The following is a 17,625-nucleotide window of genomic DNA, read 5'->3' as shown; positions in this document are numbered from 1 at the left end:
TCGAGTCGATGGTGGAGGGGTGTGGCTCATGTACGTGACTCACCGGAAATGAGGTGTGCAATCTGCCGGCCAGCGATCCAGGCGACAGCGATCGGAACGCCGACCCAGAACGCCGTCTCAAGCAGCTGGACCCAGCCAGCGAGGGTACCGAGCGGGTGCCAGCGAACGGTATCGCTGGCGGCGGTGTATGCAGGCGATGTCGTACGCCATGATGCCGGCTCGAAGCGGACCGTGTACAGCCCCGGCTCGGAAACGGTTCGTGTAGCGGTGCCGTCCGGACCGAGCGTGACGGGCTCGCCGTTGATCGACAGAGTTCCGTCCGGCCCGTCGGCGACGATCGGCTTGGGTGCCGCTGATTCGGTCACACGGAGGGGTGCGCCCGTCTGCGAATCCCGGACGGTAATACGAAGTGTCGCCGCCGAACCCGAGGAGTCGATCAGACGGACCGACAGATTCGGTTCCCGGATCGGACGTGCAGTTCGGGTGACCTCACTGAGCGGCGCCGAGACACCGCGAACGATACCATGCACCTGAACGTGCTCAGGATCGAGCGTCTCGTTTCGTACGGCCAGCCCGTACGACCGGGTGTACTCGTCGGTGACCACCCCGACAGAGACGTTCGGTGGGAGCCGGGTCGCCGGCGACCGGGTGGTGACGCCCCACACGGCAGTGACGGTGGGACCGTCACGGACGGGCACGGCGCGCGGGCCAATCTGAGCGGGGAACGCCGCCACCCGTAACGGCCGTACTGCCGACGGTCGCGTCGTAGTCGTGGTGGCCCGGCTAAATATTAGGTGGTCCCATCGCGGATCGCGAGCCGTGTAATAGCGCCAGACGCCACGGACGCGATCGGTGGCGTCGCCCGACAGCGTGAGGCTATGCCATGGGTTTCCCTGATAGACGGCGAGGCCACCCTGGCCATCAGGGTACTGGACGGTGTACGCCTCCGGGGTGAGTCGATACACCCACACGGACCGTGTGTCGCTGACGGTGACCGTCTGTGTGAACGTGGTTGTACGGGAGCCGGTCACGGTGATCGACACCGCGATCTCGGCGGTGACGGTGAGCGGCTGTTCGCCAGTCTGGGTCGTGTTGTACGACAGCGTCGGCGTCTGTGTCCCGGTCGTTGACGCCACCTGCTCGGTGCCGATATCGAGCGTGACAGTTCGCACCCTGTGGCTGCGCACCGACCGGTTCGGACCGAGATTGTCTCGGACGCGGTAATCGACGAGCGCCCGCACCGTCCCGGTGGGCGCAATATACTGCCGGGTGGTCGTTGGGTCGAGATGCACCCGCGTCGCGGGATAGACCGCAAACACAGTGGCGTGTGCGTCGGCAATCGCGCCCGCAGACACAGGGTCGGCGTGCGGTGGATAGACGCTAGTATCGGCGCTACCGGGCTCTAACGCCGGAAACGCCGCAGTCGTCATGCGGGCAGCATGGGCGGGCGGCGCGGCGTACGTCAGGTCGGTACACGTCGCGAGCTGTTGGGTCGGAGTCGGGGACTGGCCGTACGTGGCGTTGTACGCGGCCGGCGTCAGACACGGATCCGTGTCGCGGGCGTCAACCGTCCGGGTTGCGTTGGCCGGTGGTGGATCTGCGGCTGTCGATCCCGCGGTGACCGCCAGCACTGCCGTCAGCGCCACCACCCCGATCGCAAGCCGGTGGCCCCGGTTGACTGTAACCCGCATCGTCTGGGCTACCACGGGATTAGGTCAACACACTCCGCGAGCGGGAGGTTCATTACGCTGCCGGCGACGGTGTACAGCGGCCCCAATATGACCAAAATCACGGTTGAGCGCAAGGCCGTCCGCTTGTGGCGCTTGAGCCCCTCACGCTGTTCGGGTCGGAGCGTAAACAGCTCGATCAACGAGTCGGCCTGCCAGACGACGACGAGGCCCAACAGACCGATCGCGGTCGTAAGCTGAAAGAATCCGGAGATCATGCCGGGAAGCCGGTCAACCTCACAGACAGCACTCTCTTGAGCAGCCGCTGGCTCAACCGCGACGAGGGTGATGAACAGACAGCCTACTGCAACGCGGCGACAGGCCGCGCGGACCGGCACACGAACAGGAAGTCCTGAAGAGGTACCAGCAAGCATTGGCGGGGAGCGTGTGTGATGCTTGGTATCACTGCACATGGTAACAATTCAGACACACAGTAATAAATTTTGTCCAGCGTCAGCTGGTGAATAGCCGTCTTAACCAACAACAGTGTGAATTCCACGGGTTTTGTTGGTTAATATAGGGCGGCTAGAGATGTCGTCGTCCAACAGAGCACCGCGGAGAGGATATTAAGAGCCGGCACAGGAGTTAACTCGTCGATTTGACCTCCTCCCACGGCTTCTGCCGTGGGATTCCACACGCGGTGGGCATCCCGGTGATGCCGTACCCGGTGGCAAATTTTCCCTCGTGGGTACTCCGGTTTGCGGGACTCTGGTTTGGCCCCATACGGGGTCTGACGTGTTCGCCCTCACAGGCCGTATCGACTCCCAGCGACCGTAGTCTCTCGGTTCGCCCGAGACCGCGGGCCAGGCCATCGACCCGACGCACCGCCACGCGGCGTGGCGGAGCGTCCCCAGTCGGCGCAGGGTTGCTTTTTGACTGCCCTTGCGGGCCACGGAGACGCCCTCGCGGGAACGGTGTGGTAGCCTTTCGTCCGGCGGGCAGACCCCAACCCAACTGCCAGTTTTTCGCCGTCTTGTCTCTTCTTCGTACGGTTCCTGGTAGATTAAGCGTTGGGGATGCAGACAGCCATCGGCAGTGGACTGGCGGGCCGTGCTGTCGCTCGGACCCACCCGTGAACGGGTGGGCTTCCGCTCGCTACGTGTCACTTCGGACGAGGTTGCTGTCGAGTTTCACGGATGCTCCCCGCCGCAGTAGAATGCCGATTAGACGCGTGAAAGCGAGTGTACCGGGCGGTCGACAGACCCGCGAATCAGATCGCCGTCGGTAACGCATCACACGCACAGGCGGCGTGGATACGCGAACGAAGGCCGACACCGCCCGATGAGCCTATCACCCACTTGGGCTCTCTGTGTTGGCCCCACCTGTACACAGTATGTTTGGACGTTGATACCCGATCGTCGTACTGCCGGATCACCCCGGACACCATGGGGGTGGTACCGAGGATCTCATATATCGACATCAAAAGATGTCCGACGCGAAGGCGGATGTGGTCGCTCACCACGGGCGCGCCAGCAGCCCAGTTGACCCGTTGCCGTCCGGCGATTTGGCGAGCCGCCGAGCGGGTGAACGCGACAGCACCCGTCGGCATCTCCACGCTGCAGGGAGTTGATGCATTCCGTGGACGTGTTTCACCCGTTTTCACGGGGGATAGTGCGGCGGGGGCGCCTGTCTGTCGATCGGCCGATTTCCCCAATTTCTGGCGATCTCGCGGGGGAAATTCTTGACGGCTACGCTGTGGGTTGTGCTGCTACTCAAAACGGGCGGGAACGGTCCGTGCGACCCGACTGGTCGCCCGAGCAGCACAGACTATTTGGATGTTGCGTGTGATCAGTACACATGATCTGCGATGGGAGTTCCACCCACGGCCGACACGCTCCCCGACGCGCTCGTTGACCGTGACCAGTGGGTCTGCTGGCGCTCACATGAGCGCGATGGCAAACCAACCAAGGCACCGATCATCCCCGGGACGACACAGTTTGCGTCGACGACCGATTCTGACTCCTGGCGGAGCTTCGCGACGGCGCGAGAGGCTGTGACCACCACCAGTGTGGCGGGGCTCGGCTTCGTGTTCACCGCTGACGATCCGCTCATCGGGATCGATCTCGACGACTGCCGGGATCCAGCGACAGGTGAGCCCACGGCGTGGGCCAACCGAATCATTGGTGCGCTCGACTCGTATACCGAAGTGAGTCCTTCCGAGACGGGGTATCACATTCTCGTATCTGGGACGCTCCCTGCGGGGCGGAACCGTGCCGGCGATCTCGAGTTGTACGACCGGTCGCGGTTTTTTACCGTCACTGGCGATCACGTCAGCGGGACACCCACAACAATTACACAGCGCACAGCTGCCGTCGAGACGCTCCACACCACAGAAATAGCAGACACGGCTGAGGATGCAGCAACCACCTCAGAGGAGAGACGTACAGAGCAGACAGCTGCGAACGCATCATCGGATGCAGATGCTGCTGCGACCGGAGTGGCTGCGCTTTCAGATGAGGAACTGCTGTCACGTGCCACCAGCGCCGCCAACGGCGAGAAGTTCACGCGGCTCTGGAACGGCACTACAAGCGGCTACGAGAGCCACTCGGAGGCCGACATGGCGCTGTGTCGGCTGCTCGCCTTCTGGACCGGCTGTGATGCGGCCCGGATCGACCGGCTGTTTCGCCGGTCGGGTCTCTCCCGCGAGAAGTGGGATGAGGTCCATTACGCCGACGGCAGCACCTACGGCGAGAAAACGATCGACCGCGCAATCAGCCACACTGACGACGTCTATACGCCACCCGAAACGAAGGCAGCCGAGCCGTCGACCACTACTACGGCAGCGTCCACCGGAGCCACCGAACAGCCACCGTCACCGTCCGAGCCGGTCGACGACGATACTCACTCGCCGACGGCGACAGAATCCGGATCGACTGCAGTAACAGATCCGAACACGGGAGCAGCCGAATCACCTGTGGACGAGCCGCTTCCGGCCGGCCACCCACAGCGGATGCAAGCACGGCGTGAACGGATCGAAGAACTCACCGACCGCGTGGAGACGCTGTTGGCGGAGAACGAACGCCTCCGGGCAGAGCTGCAGACAGAACGGGAGCGGCGTCAGGAACTCGAAACAGCCATCGAAGAGTCGAGTGCGGATAGCTGGTGGCAGCTGTGGCGGCGTTAACTCTCGCTCTATAATTTGTAGTCGCAGTCAACGTGTTCGTTTTGGGCCCCATCCAGTCACCAAAAACCAGTCTTAGGCGTCGGAGTCGTCCGTTTCCTGTTCTACCAGGTCGCGTACGCGGTCGAAGTGGCTGTTGATGTGCTCAGGCATTGACTCGAACTCTTCGTCGCCCACAGGTCGCGCCCGTCTTTCACTCCGTGCCATTGTTCGAGCCTCTTGACGAATTTTTCGACGTTCTCACGTAAATCCTCTTCGGCGGCATCGAAACCTTCGTTCGCCGGGAGCGACGGCGAGACATCCTCCGACCGGATTTTCTCGCCATCGCGGTAGACGTCTCGATGCAGGCCTTCCTCGGTGATGTCGTGGCCACCGGCTGCGGCGCGGTCATGATCGTAGCGGACGACCTCACGCCAGTCGCCCTCCAGCCAGTATTCCAGTTGGATCATGAAGCGCGTAACCCCGTTCAGTCAAGCTAGTCGTCACTCAGATGTGTATCCCGCATTGATTGGAACGTGTATACGTCGGTGAGGCCCGGCTGATCAACTGTGAATGCTGCGGGCCGAGTCTGTTTGCCGTAGGTTTTTGTCACCCGGGGGTCCCCATCAGGCGGCGTGTTGAGCGCTTCAATAACATCGTGGGCCGCCTCTCGATTTTTGACAATCCAGATGGCAGCCTCCGGGTCTTGGGCAGCGAGTTTGTCGTAATCCTCGGGGATGGCCCGGCTGGCGTCGTTGTTGATCCGCTCGGCTTCGAGGGCGGCGACCACCCCACCCGTCTCATCGACGGCGGCCGCATCGAGTCGCCCCTCGGCGACCTCGAAGTACTGCTCGACATCGACGGCCGGTGAGTCCGGATTCTCGACGTACTCGGCGGTGAGAAACTGCGTCCCGACCTCAACCATTGCGACGTGAAGACTCGACTCACTGAGGTCGCCAGCCCCGGCGCCGTGAGCGACCCCTTCGCGGTGGCGCACGCCGATCGCGTCACGCCCATCGGGAGTCACCGTGTACAGCGTATGAGGATACCGACAGTCACGGCTAATGAGACCTGCTTCGCGGAGCTCATCGAGTTCGTCGGCGGCGATGCCGACGTACTCACGGAGCCGGCGCATGCTGTCGCGGGTGATGTCGTATTCGAGGTCGGGATCGTACCGGCCCTGGTGAGCGGAGTACACCGCTTGGAGAAAACGGAGTCCGGCATCGCTGACTGGGCTCTGTTGGCGTTCCGCGTAGGTGAGCTTGAGCGGTAGATCACAGATGGGACAGTCGTCGCGATCAACCGAGTCAGGATCGTGACAGCAGCCGATCGCTGCCCGGAGTCCGTCCGGTGAGGGATCGTACCGCGTCTCACAGGCGACACAGACGAGCGCGTGCCGCTGGTCGTCGTAGGTGACCGGATCGGGGAGCCGCTCCGTGTACGGCAGCGCGGAGTCGATCCGCGGTGACGCCGCAGTGGTGGGTTCTGGCTCTGTCTCGGCCTCGGTATCGGGCACATTGTCACCAGTTCCTGTCGTCGCTGTCGTCGTCGTCAGATCGAGGCCATGCGTCTGGCGCGTCCGATCCCGACACGTCTCGATCCGGGCAGTGACTGCGGTTTCACGCGCCGGCCGGAACCCGTCCCCCTCCGGATGCCCCGGCGGCAGCGGCGCACTCGCGATTAGAAACGGATAGGGCGGCGCTGTGTTGAACGGCGCCGGAAGTCGCACCAGCCACTCGCCGCGGCTGAGCGCGCGCAACCGATTCCCGATCGCCGTTGGATCGTGTTCGGCCGTCGCGAGCCGCTTCGTGAGTGCGTCATCGACCGGTACGCTCCCCGTGACAATCGTGGAGACGTTGTTGAGCAGCTCGACGTACGCCGTCTCATTCCGAACGCGCAGCTGGCCAGGGAACTGTGTGGCGAGGGTGACACTACAGCCGAACGACCGCCCCTGGGCGAGTAGCTCATCGACGATGCCGGAGGTGACGAGTTGCGCCGCCTCCTCAAGATACAGGTTGACCAGCGGTCGATCGTCCGAGCCCGTGGTCTGAGCACGGCGCTGGAGCGCGGTCCACAGCTTCGAGAGCACCGTCCGTGTGAGCGCCTGCTGGCTGGCATCCCGCAGGCTCCCCGTGTCGATAATAACGACCGCGTTTTCGTCGATCACGTCTCGGAGATCAAAATACGGATCGTCGGCGTCCGGAACGTGGTTGAACAGCTGGCTGAGCCGATCATCAAGCGGGATCTTCTCGATGCGGTTGTGAACACCCTGAAGCAGCTCGTCGAACGTCTGCTGGCTGTTGGCGGCGACATTGTATAGCATTGACTGGAGCTCGTCGTCCACCACTGGCGGCGGCTCGCCTGTTTCGTGGAACCGGGCGGCGGCCTGCTGGAGCTCCCGATGGGCGAACGCGTCGCTCCCATGCACTGGGTCGAACAGCGCCTTCACGAGCAGGCGGATAATGTCGGGCGAGCGGACCGCCTGGTGGAACCGCTCGGGCCCCATGATCCCTTCGAGAATCTCGATGTAGTGATCCGTGAGATCCTCAACGGCCGTTGTCCGGTCGATCCCGGCCGTGAGCTGATCACGAATATCGAACACCGAGAGGGCGGGCAGCGTCTCCCCACAGTCGAAGTAGTAGACGTTCTCAAGGGTGTTGTACTCGGCGTAGTGGGCGCGGCAGTAGGCCGTCGCCATGTCGTCGCCTTTCGGCGTGACAAGAATGTCGGCGCCGTCCGTGGCCGCGTGGTTCGCGAGCAGTCCTGTAAGCAGGCTGGTCGATTTCCCCGAGCCAGTCTTGCCGAACCACGCCACGTGAAACGGTTGGAGGGCGGGTGGAACAGCAATCGGCTCACTGGTGGGCTCACCATCTTGATCGAGCGGCTGGCCGAGCGTGAGTCCGGGTGTCTGATAGCGGTCGAGTTGGCTGGCGGGCGGCGGCGGGAGTGCTGTCCGGTCGGCAGCGGCCGGGTCCATGGCGCGGTCCCCACCCGTGGTGAGTGCGGGGCCGTCCAACAGACAGGCGGCTGGCGCGGTCGCAGCATCCATCACCAGCCCACGGCTGCGGTTCGCCGTCCACGGGAGTGTCGTTCGCGCCGTCTCGTAGGTCGGCTCGTGAACCGTTCGTTCGCGGATGGCGTCGGTGACCGGCGCGACCGCCTCCCCTGTCCGTATCCGGCCGTCGATGGTGTAGTAGTCGCCGCTGAGTGTTTCGAGGGCGGTCGCCAGCCGGCGGGCGAGCGACCGTGCGTCGGGGCCGGCGATCACACACCGGGCGTTCACGCAAAACGCGTGTTGGGGGTCAGCTGCGGCGATTGACTCCTGCCGGCCGGCCGTGGCTGGATCGGGCCGGTTGGGGGTGGCTGTGGCCGCCCGCTCTCGGGCGTTTGTAGCTAGCACGTCACCGACCAGATCATCAACAAGCCGGCTCCCCATGGTGTCACGGCCTTCATCGAGTTGGCGCTGTCGGTCGCGAGCGTCGCCACGCCAGTCGCGATAGCGCCGGCAGACGACCTGGTAGATGACGGCAGCGGTCGTGTCGGCGAGCGTCTCTGCAATCACCGCTAGCGGCGGCCGCGTGTCATCCGCATCTTGAAACGCAGTCAGAGGGGTGAGCCGCGTCTGCCAGTCGTCACGCCGCTCGGCGTCACCCACCCACTCGACGGCAGCCAATTCGGCGCTCGGGTCTGCGTCGTCGTCGGCTGAGGCTGTCTCCTCCGAGGGTGAGTCACCGACATCTGGGTCTGTGGTCTCATCAGTGGGAGCGGAATCATCGCCGATGATGGTCTCATCGGCGTCTGGATCTGTGGCTTCAGCGGGCGACTCCGTCAGCGAGTCCACCGGGTCGGGCGTGGCCGGCGTGAGTTCGTACTCGTTCGGGCAGGCGGTGCGTAACCCTTCTCGGAGTGGTTCGACGGGTGCGTCCTCGATCCCGGCGTACAGCATGAGATCGGCGTCGGTGCCTGGGGGACGCTGGAGGCGAAACTCGATGGTTGGTGGGGCCGGCCCACTGAGCCGACTCAGCCAACTACCGGTGCCGGTGTCCGCGTCGATGCTGTGGAGACGACAGAACCCCTGTTCGACGGCGTCAGGCGACAGCTGCGTGTCGGTCGGTCGGAGGCGGAGGTGCGTGGCGTCCTGCGGCGGGGTGGGGTCTTGGTGATCCCCCATGCGGTGTAAAATGTGATTTCAAAGTTGTTAATCTTATGCCAATATTGGTAGTATCGGCGTTGCTGTCACCCTCAGAGAGCCAGTATGGCGTATCCTGGGGAGGTGTCGCCTCCACGTGTGTCGTCTCGGCTGGCTGGCGAGTGGAATTGTCGGTGTTTGTGGCGCTCCCGAGGGGCGGGAGCGCACATGGCCGAATCCCACCCCGCGAGCGGGCCCGTCACGTTCGGTGACGCCGACGCCCGCGCCGACCAGATGCATCAGGCGATCGATCAGTGGCTCCACGAACTCGTCAATAGCGTTGACGAGGCGCGTGCGAGTGAGGCGTTCCAGCGGTGGCTCGACGTCCAGAGTCAGTTCCACGACTACTCGCACCGAAACACGCTGCTCATCACCCTGCAGTGTCCGGAGGCAACGAAGGTTGCCGGCTATCGAACCTGGCAGGAGGAGTTTAACCGGCAGGTGAAAGAAGGCGAATCCGCAATCTGGATTTGGGCGCCGCTGATCTCACGTCAGTGTCCCGACTGTGGGAACAGTCCTTCTTATCACGCGGACAGCGACTGCGCGTACGATGAGACACCACCCGATGAGTGGGATGAGGGCGTGGTCGGGTTCAAACCCGTTCCCGTCTTCGATATTTCACAGACCCAGGGGGAACCCCTGCCCGAGCTGGAGACGGCGGCTCAAGGCGAGGCCGATGAGCTGCTAGCTGGACTGCTCGCGGCAGCCGACGCACTCGGTGTGACGGTCGATGTGGTGAGTGCTGGTGCGTGGCCGCACGGCGACGCCGACGGCGTCTGTCGGCATGTCGACGACACACCCCACATTCAGGTGCAGGAGGCAGATCCTGCAGCCGTCGCGGGGACGCTCCTCCATGAGTACGCCCACGCGCTGTTGCATGACCCATCGGATACGGCCGATCACGAGGCACGCGAACTGGAAGCCGAGGCGGTCGCGTACGTCGTCGGGCGCCATTTCGGGCTGGAGATGGACGGATCGGCGCTGTATCTTGCCGCGTGGAGCGATGATGACGCAGATCGGCTCCTCGAGCGGTGTGAACGGATTCGAGCGACAAGCACGACAGTGATCGAGGCGATTGCCGAACAGCGCGATCACACTCACTAACAAGCGCCTGCGCGACAGCCAGCATTGGTGGCGGCCAGACGATTTGTAGAGACTAGAAGGCGAATACACCCGCGTTTAGGCGGGTGATGAAGCCGACATGGTGGGCAGCAATTCACCAGCCGAACGTCTGTCCCGAGTTTCACATACCGAGGTGTAATTGAGAAGCCACTCTATGCGGAGGTAGGAGTCGGTCGGAACGGAGCGGATTCCGAACCGTCCTTTGGAGGCGGCCTGTCCGCCCACGTAACGAGGCAGTATCCGAAAGGGCAGTCGGTGAACGCCACATCCTTGAAGGGTGTGTCGCTGCCGACTGCTCAAAGCGCGCGACACGATACCCCCAACTCCGTTGATTCCTGCCAGCGTCCCCGTGGCACAAACAACACTGGGACGCCGTACACGGTCGAGGATAGGGGCAACGGCCATTTGGCATGGCCAGCAGTCCACCAGTCCGATACTGTGGGACCAACCGTGCCCGAAAGGACTGGGAGTCTGGTGATTGGACTGCGAACCTGAAACTCCCACCGCTCGGGATCCCTCCGCGTTAGCGCGGAGGAGGATGTCAATCGGTCTCCGGAGAACACATACCCATGAGTGGAATCGAGCTTCGAGATAACACACTCGTTGTCAGACGCGAGCCGAACCAACTTGACGAGCTCGCAATTGCGTTCTCAGAGCTCCTCGATCAGATCGGCATCACACACGTGTACATCACTGGGTACGTGTCGATTCTCGCAGGGCGTGCACGCTCAACCGAGGCTGTCGACGTGCTCATCGAGCCGATCGATGAGTCAACGGCGGAAGAGCTTGCGACAATGCTCGAAACGGAAGGATACTGGGGACCAGTGATGCCGCTCACGTCGATGTACGAGATGCTTGCGAACGGCGATCCGATCTGGGTCGCCCCAACGGGTCAGGTGACTCCGCATCTTGAACTGAAGATCGTCGGCGATGAGTTCGACCGCGCATCGCTCTCTCACGCGATTACCGCGCAGATTGATGGCAAATCGATCCCGATCGGCCCGCTTGAGCTCCAGATCGCGTACAAATTGTCGCTTGGCGCCCAGAAGGATATCGAAGACGCAGTCCACCTGTACACCCTCTTTGAGGAAACGCTTAGTGGGTCGCGGCTTGAAACGTGGGTACACCGACTCGATGTCGACGCCGAATATGACCGACTCAGAGACGCCTGATCAGCTCGATGCGAAACACGACCGCAATCGTGAGCAACGCATCGCGGCGATCAAACGCTGGGTGTCGTACATTCAATCGGAGCCGCCCGAGGTGTGGGGGCCACAGCAGAACGCGGTGGTCAACGGTCAACTGACTGCCGCTCAACACGCGGCGACCTCAGCAGCGCATCAGCAACACGTGGCCGATGTTGCCCAAGATATTCTTGCGATCCAAGACGAGGACAGCGACACGACAGACTTGAGGACAGATCGTTAGTACGTTTCAACCGGGACACCGAGTCGGTTGAAGTCCTCGACGTTGGCTGTGAGGACTGCGTCATTGAGGACATCAGCCATCGCGGCGATGTAGCCGTCGTTCGCCCCGACACCCGCGTTTTCACCGGCGCGGTCGTCTGCCGCCGCGAGGAGTTCACCAGCTCGCCGCGCGATCTCGTCGTCAACCTCGATACGCGGATATCCGAGCAGCCGATTGCGCAGCGCCTGTTCGGTGGTGGTGCTGCGGGCTGTCGCGACCCCATAGTAGGCCTCCGCGACGACTGGCGTCGGTAACCACTGCATCTCGCCGGTTTCGACGAGTTCTGCCCCCTTCGAGAACGCATTCGGATCTTCCGCCATGAGGTCGAAGAGGTACGACGAGTCGATGATCATTCGGTGGTTTCGCTGGCGTCAAAGGCGGCCTGGGCAGCATTCAATCGGTCGCGGTCACGTCTGCGCAGATCCGTCACCGCTTCTTTGGCTGTGTCGGCCTCGTCCTCAGTTAGGAGTCCGGCGACATCGCCCGGGTGCGGACCACGCGTCATGCGACGAAGCGTTTCTTCCATCGTTTCGTCACCCTCCTTGTGTGCAGTCAGCCACTCGTGGTATTCCTCCGATACTCGAATGGTTTTGACCATGAAATATATAGGGATATATGTGTTTAAGAAGGTTGTGACGTAGATTGCATTAATTTTATTTCAGAATTTATATGTATACTTTCCACCGATCCCACCGCCTTAACACAGGGAGTAGTGCTCTCGGAGTCTGCTGGCTGGTTCGGCGTCCAGTAGGGTTTGTATGGTGCTCCGAGGGGGTGGACACCATGTCCAACCAGTCATCGTCCCCAGAGCGATCTGGGACCGAGACGCGGGGTACCGAGACGGTTGAGATGACCACGGCCGATGAGGTCGCCCAGTATCTGATCGAAGACCAGATGGCGGATCTCACGGATGCGGTTCGTGAGGCCGTCCAGAACGGGGTTGACAGTCCCGGGTCGTCGCGGGTGCTCGTGAGCGTCACGCCCGAGCGCACGGTTGTGTGTGATGACGGGACGGGCGTCGATCTGGGGAGCGAGAAGGGGACGCGGGACCTCTCCGTGCTTGGCGCGGGGACGAAAGAGCGAGCAGACGACACCACCCTCGGCGAGTGGGGGATCGGGACAGGTGCGATCATCGCGAAAGGCGCCGTGCGCATCTGGAGCGGGCGACACGCGCTGTGTTTCGACTATCAGGGTCAGCGGACGACAGAGCCGTTCGCAGCGGTGGCTGGCCGTGAGGGTGTCGTTGTTGAGACGGAGCACGCGTTCGACGGTGTCTGCGTGACCATCGATCACTACACGGGTGAGGTGCCCAATCCGGAGAGCTACCGATGGCGCCGGATCGTCGAGCGCCTCCGTGAGCGGTTCGCGTATCTCACCTTCCGGACCGACGTTACGGTCGTTGTCAACGGTGAGCCCGTCGATCGCGGGCATCCGTTTGCGGCCGTCGCTGACAGTCGGGTGTCCGTAACGCGTGAGACCGACGACGCGTATCTGGCGATCGAACATGCGCCTGAGGACGGATTGGACGTGTACAGCAACGGCCTCTTGGTGACCACCGATCACGACGTCGGCGTGGGTGGTGTCGTCGTCTCAAAGGGGAACCTGACGCTCAACTTCGGCCGCACAGCGGTTCAGTCGGGGTGTGAGCGGTGGGACCGGATCCAGGATGCGATCGCCGACGCCCGGATCGTGCTGTACGACCAGGTGGGCGATGACGCGCTCGACGGTCAGACGCGCGATACAATGGCCGAACTGCTCGTAAGTGATGCGACACTCCGCGAGCGCTGGCAGGATCGGGATCTCTTCCAGCTGGTGACCGACACCCCGGTGAGTCTCACCCGGATTCAGGCGGCTCCTCAGATTGCGTTTCAGGAGGGCGCCAGCCACGGCGGGGATGCACTCGTCGAGCGGGGTGCCATTATCCTCGATACGACCGATCCGGCCACCAAGCGGTTAGCGGCGGCGGCCACAGAGAGCGACGCCGAGATTGCGCTGCCGTCGCGGTTCGACGTCGCGACACGTGCTGAGGAGGCGGGCGTCTGGCAGGGGTACAGTCGGCTGGCGGACACTGAGCTCGCAACACGGCAGGCGCGATACCTCTTGTTCGCGCGGGCGCTGGCCGACACAATCGGGATCGATCGGACGATTTACTGGGGTGAGGCGACCGCCGATGCGTGGACAGACGGGCACACCCGGATCGTGCTGACAGATTCGGCAGTGACGAGCTCGAAACGCGCCGTGTGGACTCACGATCTCTTCCTCACCCTGTGCCACGAGGCGGCCCATGACCGATCGGACAAGCGCCGAACAGCCCACGGGCGACGGTTCGAGAGTCGGTTTCGCGAGCTCGTCGAGGATCCCGCGGTGCGGACGGCGTACACCGAACTGGTGACGGCAGTCCACGAGCGAGGGTTCCAGCCGGTGTTCCGCGAGCGGGGCGTCTCGCTCGGATAACGGTGCGGTTTGTGTGGCTCCCAACGGGTGGGAGCCATGTTCACCCACATAGTATCGATCGGTATCGGTCGCATCGCTCGCTTACTCGATCAGCCGCCGTGGGGATCGTGTTCACAGCCACCGAGAACACGAGCACAGTTCCCACACCACGGAGACGACTCGTCGTCTGTGAGCGCTGTAGACGGATTCAACCGGGGAGTTGGTGATGGCGACCTATGAAGCGTGTCCACGCTGTGGGGCGCCGGTCGCGATCGTCGTTGTGCGTGGTCCACAGACCGCAATCTGTCGTCCGTGTGGGCATCGGGTGTTGCCGCCTCGGGGTGAGTAGCACCGATGCAACGCTCACATTGTACACACAAAAAGAACTATGCATACTGGCTCACAACGTACACATAATGAGTAGCGATAAGAAGCGCGTCCAGTTTCGGGCGCCCCACCGCCTGATTGATCGCACTGACGCGCTCGCAGCTGTCCTTGGCGAGGATCGCACAGACATCCTCGTGACCGCCCTCCGCGAGTATCTTCAGGAAGCAACCCATGATGACGCACTCATCCAGGAGATCGCAGCCGCCTACTACGATGAGCAGATCTCGTTTGAAGAACTCAAAGCACTGGTTGGCGCCGAAGAAGCGGCGAACCTCCGCGTGTTGAAACAGCAGCTGGATGAGGACTTCATCGACGAGATCGCCGACGCCTAGATGTCCCGGCTTGTCGCCGACGCCTCCGCGCTCGTCTCTCTCGGGATCGTCGCTGATACCGATCCTGACCCACTCGCGCTCGCTCTCTCCCAATACGAGGTTATTGTGCCAACCGCGGTCATCGCGGAGCTCGAAGAGGTTGCCTCGTACGAGGATGTCCATGGCGGTGCTGCAACCGCTGTCCTCGACCGCACTGCGCAGTTTGAACGACAGTCTGTGGTACTCGACGCTGGCTTCCCACTCGATGATGGGGAGAACGCTGCTGTCTCCCTTGCAAACGACCTCGACGCCGCGCTGTTGCTCTGTGATGAATTCACCCAGATCGGGCTCATCCATGCGTCGCTCGCTGATACCCGGCTTGTCACGACACCGACATTGTTGTCGATTCTCGTTCGCACCGGTCAGCTGTCAGCCGCCGATGCACGCACGCTTCTCGACAACATGAGCGACGCCCGCAGCTGGGACGCGAACAGCTATGTCCAACGGGCCCGCTCATTGCTCGAAGAGTCGTGATTAGCGTCGTTTTTTGTCTCTACTACGATGCAACATCCGGCTGAACAGCCGCCTTACTCTGTGAACTACCCCACCCTACTCGCTCACGGCTGACGCGGTTCGCTCCTTGAGGGTGGGGCTTCCTGTTTCCACGACGCGCTTTGCAGACACAACGGTGTCCACAGGGAGCGCAGTCTCCACAGGCGTTGATTCGGAGTGAACCACTCCTATTTCTTCGAGGCCGCGAGAAAGAATATTACACGCCGCGTTCGCATCTCTGTCCGCTTCAAATCCACAGGCGGGACACGAGTGTTCGCGCACCCACAGCGGTTTATCTGTCTTGACACCACAGGACGCGCACTCTTTGGTCGTATCTTTCGGATCAACCGAGACCAAGTGCGTTCCCTCACGCTCGCATTTGTATTCGAGCATCCGAAGGAACGCCCCCCACGCCGCGCCTGCTCGATTCCGTGAGTTGCCGGGGAGTTCGATCAACCCTTTCACATCCAAGTCCTCGACGGCCACAAGGTCGTATTCTCTCGCGTAGTGGTTCGATAACTTGTGAAGGAAGTCGCGTCGCTTTCGCTTGAGATCGGCGTGTCGCTCGGCCACAACTCGGCGCTGTTTCTCCCAATTCGCAGAGCCGTGTTCCTTCCGTGAGAGTTCGCGTTGGGCGCGTTCGAGTCGTTCGCGTTCGTTGCTGAAGTCGGGGCTGTCAATGGCGTACCCATCGGTATCGTGGGCGTACTTGAGAATCCCCACGTCGATGCCAACGACCTTCTCGGGCATCTCTGGTTTTTCAGGCGTGACTTCCCCCACATCGATGCCGAAGGTTGCGAACCACTCTCCCGTGGGTTCTCGTTTGACCGTGACCTGTTTGATAGTCGCGTTCCCGGGCATGTCGCGGTGGAGGTGAATAGGAATCTCACCGATTTTGCTCAACCACAGCGTAGGCCGACCACTCGTATTCTTGAGTTCGAAGCCGGACTGGTTATAGGTGAGCGAACGGTACTCTCGGGGCGGTTTCCACTTGAGCATCCCCACAGCGCGTCCGTTCTCTTTCTGCGCTTTGAGTGTGGAGAGGTTGTCGTAGACGCGCTTGACGACCATCTGTAGGACTTTCGAGTGAACGTCCCCGAGGCCGTCCCACCGCGATTTGAGGTCGGGGAGCTGCCCCTGTACCTCGTAGCGGGCCGGAATGTCATCTTCCTCGTTGAGCAGGTAGAGGACGTGGTTGTAGAGTTGCCTACAAGTATCGACGTGGGACAGAAGCGTCTCGGTGAGGGCTTCCGGCGGGTCAAGTCGATACTTGTAATTATATTGCATGGTTTATTCGCCTGGGTCGGGTTCGGAGACGCGGACGACTTTCACGTCGGCCCCCCGCCAGCGTTTCGGGACGATGACATGGGCACTATTCCCCGACGGTTTTGCCGTTCCATCGAGGATTTCCTCGCCTTCGATTTCAAATCTATCCATCATCTGTGTATAGACTTTGGATAGACATAAACGGAATGGTGGGCCTGTGGGCCGCGAGTGTCGCGGGTGTATGAGAACCGTGCGGCGCTGTATCCCCTCCCTACTGCGCTACTCGGTCGCTTCGCTCCCTGCGTTGCTCCTTGAGGGAGGGGACTTAGCGCCTAATTCCAGTTAATTCTCACAGCTCCCCACGTGGGGACACCTACTAACAGCTCGCGTCGCTCGTGGTGTTTGTGTCTCGCCGCGATGGGTGCCGGCGAGACAACCGCCGGCGTGATTCGATGTCGACCCGCTGTCAACTCCGGTTCGTTCGGACCCTCGACGATGGCCGGACAACCGATCCGACCGCGCCAGTTGCACAGGTGTACACTCATTCTGACGGGTATCCAGCAGGCATCCTCGGACAACTCCACCAACTCAAACAGTTGTTGGAGGCGACGACCAGCGTGCGGGGGCCGGGGTACGCGGCCGCCCAGTACGTGTTCCTCGACATGCTCACGACGCTGCCGCTGTATCTCGATCCAACGCGAGATGCTGATCGACGTGTTGACGCGCAGTCGCCCGTCGACGTCTGTGATCCGGCTCGGATGCAACATCTCTCCCAGCCACTGTTTCTGCTCGGCCACGGGATTGAGGATCCCCAAGCGGGCATCCATGGGGATGAGGAGTATCTGTACATCGTCGCGATCCCGCCCTACGAGCTGGCACAGGTGGAGCCGCCCGCGTGGCAGGTGGCCGTGAGCGAGCCGTGCGGTTTCCCGCGGTGGGACGATCAGACGAGCGACGCGTTCACCGAGGCCACGTGGCAGTTCGAGGGATCGCTCACGGACGCGATCAACTCCTTCTGTGATTAACCTACACTGGTAGCGATCTGCGGGGTCTGTTGGATAACAATCCGCG

At 62.2% G+C, this 17,625-nt stretch carries 16 protein-coding genes; 8 read left to right on the top strand and 8 right to left on the bottom strand.

The window, feature by feature from the left end:
• Positions 1-26: 26 nt before the first annotated feature.
• Together ACFQMF_RS06150 and ACFQMF_RS06145 are read right to left on the bottom strand one after the other, a co-directional pair.
• A complete protein-coding gene (locus tag ACFQMF_RS06150) occupies positions 27-1,706 on the bottom strand; it encodes a DUF8186 domain-containing protein (RefSeq protein WP_256408438.1) in 1,680 nt (559 codons plus the stop codon).
• The gene (locus ACFQMF_RS06145; protein WP_379791705.1) at positions 1,700-2,065 is read right to left on the bottom strand and encodes a hypothetical protein; all 366 of its coding nucleotides are present in this window, start codon (positions 2,063-2,065) and stop codon (positions 1,700-1,702) included. The genes ACFQMF_RS06150 and ACFQMF_RS06145 overlap by 7 nt, the downstream gene beginning before the upstream one ends.
• Positions 2,066-3,534: 1,469 nt before the next feature.
• On the opposite strand from ACFQMF_RS06145, the gene ACFQMF_RS06140 reads away from it, so the two are divergent.
• On the top strand, positions 3,535-4,851 hold the full coding sequence (locus ACFQMF_RS06140) for a phage NrS-1 polymerase family protein (RefSeq protein ID WP_256408440.1): 1,317 nt from the start codon (positions 3,535-3,537) through the stop codon (positions 4,849-4,851).
• A 101-nt stretch (positions 4,852-4,952) separates the two neighbouring features.
• Here the strand turns inward: ACFQMF_RS06140 and ACFQMF_RS06135 are convergent, their stop codons facing one another.
• Positions 4,953-5,297, bottom strand: coding sequence for a DUF7718 family protein (locus ACFQMF_RS06135; RefSeq protein WP_256408441.1), 345 nt, complete (start codon positions 5,295-5,297; stop codon positions 4,953-4,955).
• Positions 5,298-5,323: 26 nt separating this feature from the next.
• Positions 5,324-8,998, bottom strand: coding sequence for a type IV secretory system conjugative DNA transfer family protein (locus tag ACFQMF_RS06130; protein WP_256408442.1), 3,675 nt, complete (start codon positions 8,996-8,998; stop codon positions 5,324-5,326).
• A 186-nt stretch (positions 8,999-9,184) separates the two neighbouring features.
• Between ACFQMF_RS06130 and ACFQMF_RS06125 the strand changes: the two genes are divergently transcribed.
• The 3 genes from ACFQMF_RS06125 to ACFQMF_RS06115 all read left to right on the top strand — a co-directional run bounded on the left by ACFQMF_RS06125 (position 9,185) and on the right by ACFQMF_RS06115 (position 11,566).
• Positions 9,185-10,120: an ArdC-like ssDNA-binding domain-containing protein gene (locus ACFQMF_RS06125; RefSeq protein ID WP_256408443.1), complete on the top strand. Its 936-nt coding sequence runs from the start codon at positions 9,185-9,187 to the stop codon at positions 10,118-10,120.
• 587 nt (positions 10,121-10,707) lie between these two features.
• Positions 10,708-11,310, top strand: a complete 603-nt coding sequence (locus tag ACFQMF_RS06120; protein WP_256408444.1) for a hypothetical protein — start codon at positions 10,708-10,710, stop codon at positions 11,308-11,310.
• Entirely contained in the window at positions 11,288-11,566 is a 279-nt protein-coding gene (locus ACFQMF_RS06115) for a hypothetical protein (protein ID WP_256408445.1), read from the top strand. Before ACFQMF_RS06120 ends, ACFQMF_RS06115 begins: the two co-directional genes overlap by 23 nt.
• On the opposite strand, the gene ACFQMF_RS06110 is transcribed toward ACFQMF_RS06115, so the two are convergent.
• The gene (locus ACFQMF_RS06110; RefSeq protein WP_256408446.1) at positions 11,563-11,958 is read right to left on the bottom strand and encodes a PIN domain-containing protein; all 396 of its coding nucleotides are present in this window, start codon (positions 11,956-11,958) and stop codon (positions 11,563-11,565) included. The genes ACFQMF_RS06115 and ACFQMF_RS06110 overlap by 4 nt on opposite strands.
• Entirely contained in the window at positions 11,955-12,203 is a 249-nt protein-coding gene (locus ACFQMF_RS06105) for a hypothetical protein (RefSeq protein WP_256408447.1), read from the bottom strand. Before ACFQMF_RS06105 ends, ACFQMF_RS06110 begins: the two co-directional genes overlap by 4 nt.
• Positions 12,204-12,454: 251 nt before the next feature.
• Here ACFQMF_RS06105 and ACFQMF_RS06100 point away from each other — a divergent pair, with 251 nt between their 5' ends.
• From ACFQMF_RS06100 to ACFQMF_RS06090, 3 genes are all read left to right on the top strand, one after another.
• Positions 12,455-14,059, top strand: a complete 1,605-nt coding sequence (locus tag ACFQMF_RS06100) for an ATP-binding protein (RefSeq protein WP_379791715.1) — start codon at positions 12,455-12,457, stop codon at positions 14,057-14,059.
• A gap of 395 nt (positions 14,060-14,454) precedes the next feature.
• Positions 14,455-14,757 carry a hypothetical protein gene (locus ACFQMF_RS06095; RefSeq protein WP_256408449.1) on the top strand — a complete coding sequence of 101 codons (303 nt, stop codon included), beginning with the start codon at positions 14,455-14,457 and terminating at the stop codon, positions 14,755-14,757.
• On the top strand, positions 14,758-15,270 hold the full coding sequence (locus ACFQMF_RS06090) for a PIN domain-containing protein (RefSeq protein WP_256408450.1): 513 nt from the start codon (positions 14,758-14,760) through the stop codon (positions 15,268-15,270).
• A 75-nt stretch (positions 15,271-15,345) separates the two neighbouring features.
• Here the strand turns inward: ACFQMF_RS06090 and ACFQMF_RS06085 are convergent, their stop codons facing one another.
• Together ACFQMF_RS06085 and ACFQMF_RS06080 are read right to left on the bottom strand one after the other, a co-directional pair.
• Positions 15,346-16,575: an RNA-guided endonuclease InsQ/TnpB family protein gene (locus ACFQMF_RS06085; RefSeq protein ID WP_256408451.1), complete on the bottom strand. Its 1,230-nt coding sequence runs from the start codon at positions 16,573-16,575 to the stop codon at positions 15,346-15,348.
• A gap of 3 nt (positions 16,576-16,578) precedes the next feature.
• Positions 16,579-16,725: a DUF2080 family transposase-associated protein gene (locus tag ACFQMF_RS06080; protein ID WP_379791700.1), complete on the bottom strand. Its 147-nt coding sequence runs from the start codon at positions 16,723-16,725 to the stop codon at positions 16,579-16,581.
• 281 nt (positions 16,726-17,006) lie between these two features.
• Between ACFQMF_RS06080 and ACFQMF_RS06075 the strand changes: the two genes are divergently transcribed.
• On the top strand, positions 17,007-17,579 hold the full coding sequence (locus ACFQMF_RS06075) for a hypothetical protein (RefSeq protein WP_256408453.1): 573 nt from the start codon (positions 17,007-17,009) through the stop codon (positions 17,577-17,579).
• The last annotated feature ends 46 nt before the right edge of the window (positions 17,580-17,625 follow it).

Source organism: Halorubrum rutilum, from assembly GCF_042665015.1.
GTDB lineage: Archaea > Halobacteriota > Halobacteria > Halobacteriales > Haloferacaceae > Halorubrum > Halorubrum rutilum.
The sequence above is the reverse complement of the archived record's forward strand: the minus strand, read 5'-3'. Positions and strand labels throughout refer to the sequence as shown.

What these genes read in the sequence shown, in the direction of transcription:
- ACFQMF_RS06140 (WP_256408440.1), top strand. Translation starts at nt 3,535, where the DNA reads ATGGGAGTTCCACCCACGGCCGACACGCTCCCCGACGCGCTCGTTGAC.
- ACFQMF_RS06135 (WP_256408441.1), bottom strand. Translation starts at nt 5,297, where the DNA reads ATGATCCAACTGGAATACTGGCTGGAGGGCGACTGGCGTGAGGTCGTC.
- ACFQMF_RS06130 (WP_256408442.1), bottom strand. Translation starts at nt 8,998, where the DNA reads ATGGGGGATCACCAAGACCCCACCCCGCCGCAGGACGCCACGCACCTC.
- ACFQMF_RS06125 (WP_256408443.1), top strand. Translation starts at nt 9,185, where the DNA reads ATGGCCGAATCCCACCCCGCGAGCGGGCCCGTCACGTTCGGTGACGCC.
- ACFQMF_RS06120 (WP_256408444.1), top strand. Translation starts at nt 10,708, where the DNA reads ATGAGTGGAATCGAGCTTCGAGATAACACACTCGTTGTCAGACGCGAG.
- ACFQMF_RS06115 (WP_256408445.1), top strand. Translation starts at nt 11,288, where the DNA reads ATGACCGACTCAGAGACGCCTGATCAGCTCGATGCGAAACACGACCGC.
- ACFQMF_RS06110 (WP_256408446.1), bottom strand. Translation starts at nt 11,958, where the DNA reads ATGATCATCGACTCGTCGTACCTCTTCGACCTCATGGCGGAAGATCCG.
- ACFQMF_RS06105 (WP_256408447.1), bottom strand. Translation starts at nt 12,203, where the DNA reads ATGGTCAAAACCATTCGAGTATCGGAGGAATACCACGAGTGGCTGACT.
- ACFQMF_RS06100 (WP_379791715.1), top strand. Translation starts at nt 12,455, where the DNA reads ATGACCACGGCCGATGAGGTCGCCCAGTATCTGATCGAAGACCAGATG.
- ACFQMF_RS06095 (WP_256408449.1), top strand. Translation starts at nt 14,455, where the DNA reads ATGAGTAGCGATAAGAAGCGCGTCCAGTTTCGGGCGCCCCACCGCCTG.
- ACFQMF_RS06090 (WP_256408450.1), top strand. Translation starts at nt 14,758, where the DNA reads ATGTCCCGGCTTGTCGCCGACGCCTCCGCGCTCGTCTCTCTCGGGATC.
- ACFQMF_RS06085 (WP_256408451.1), bottom strand. Translation starts at nt 16,575, where the DNA reads ATGCAATATAATTACAAGTATCGACTTGACCCGCCGGAAGCCCTCACC.
- ACFQMF_RS06080 (WP_379791700.1), bottom strand. Translation starts at nt 16,725, where the DNA reads ATGGATAGATTTGAAATCGAAGGCGAGGAAATCCTCGATGGAACGGCA.
- ACFQMF_RS06075 (WP_256408453.1), top strand. Translation starts at nt 17,007, where the DNA reads ATGTCGACCCGCTGTCAACTCCGGTTCGTTCGGACCCTCGACGATGGC.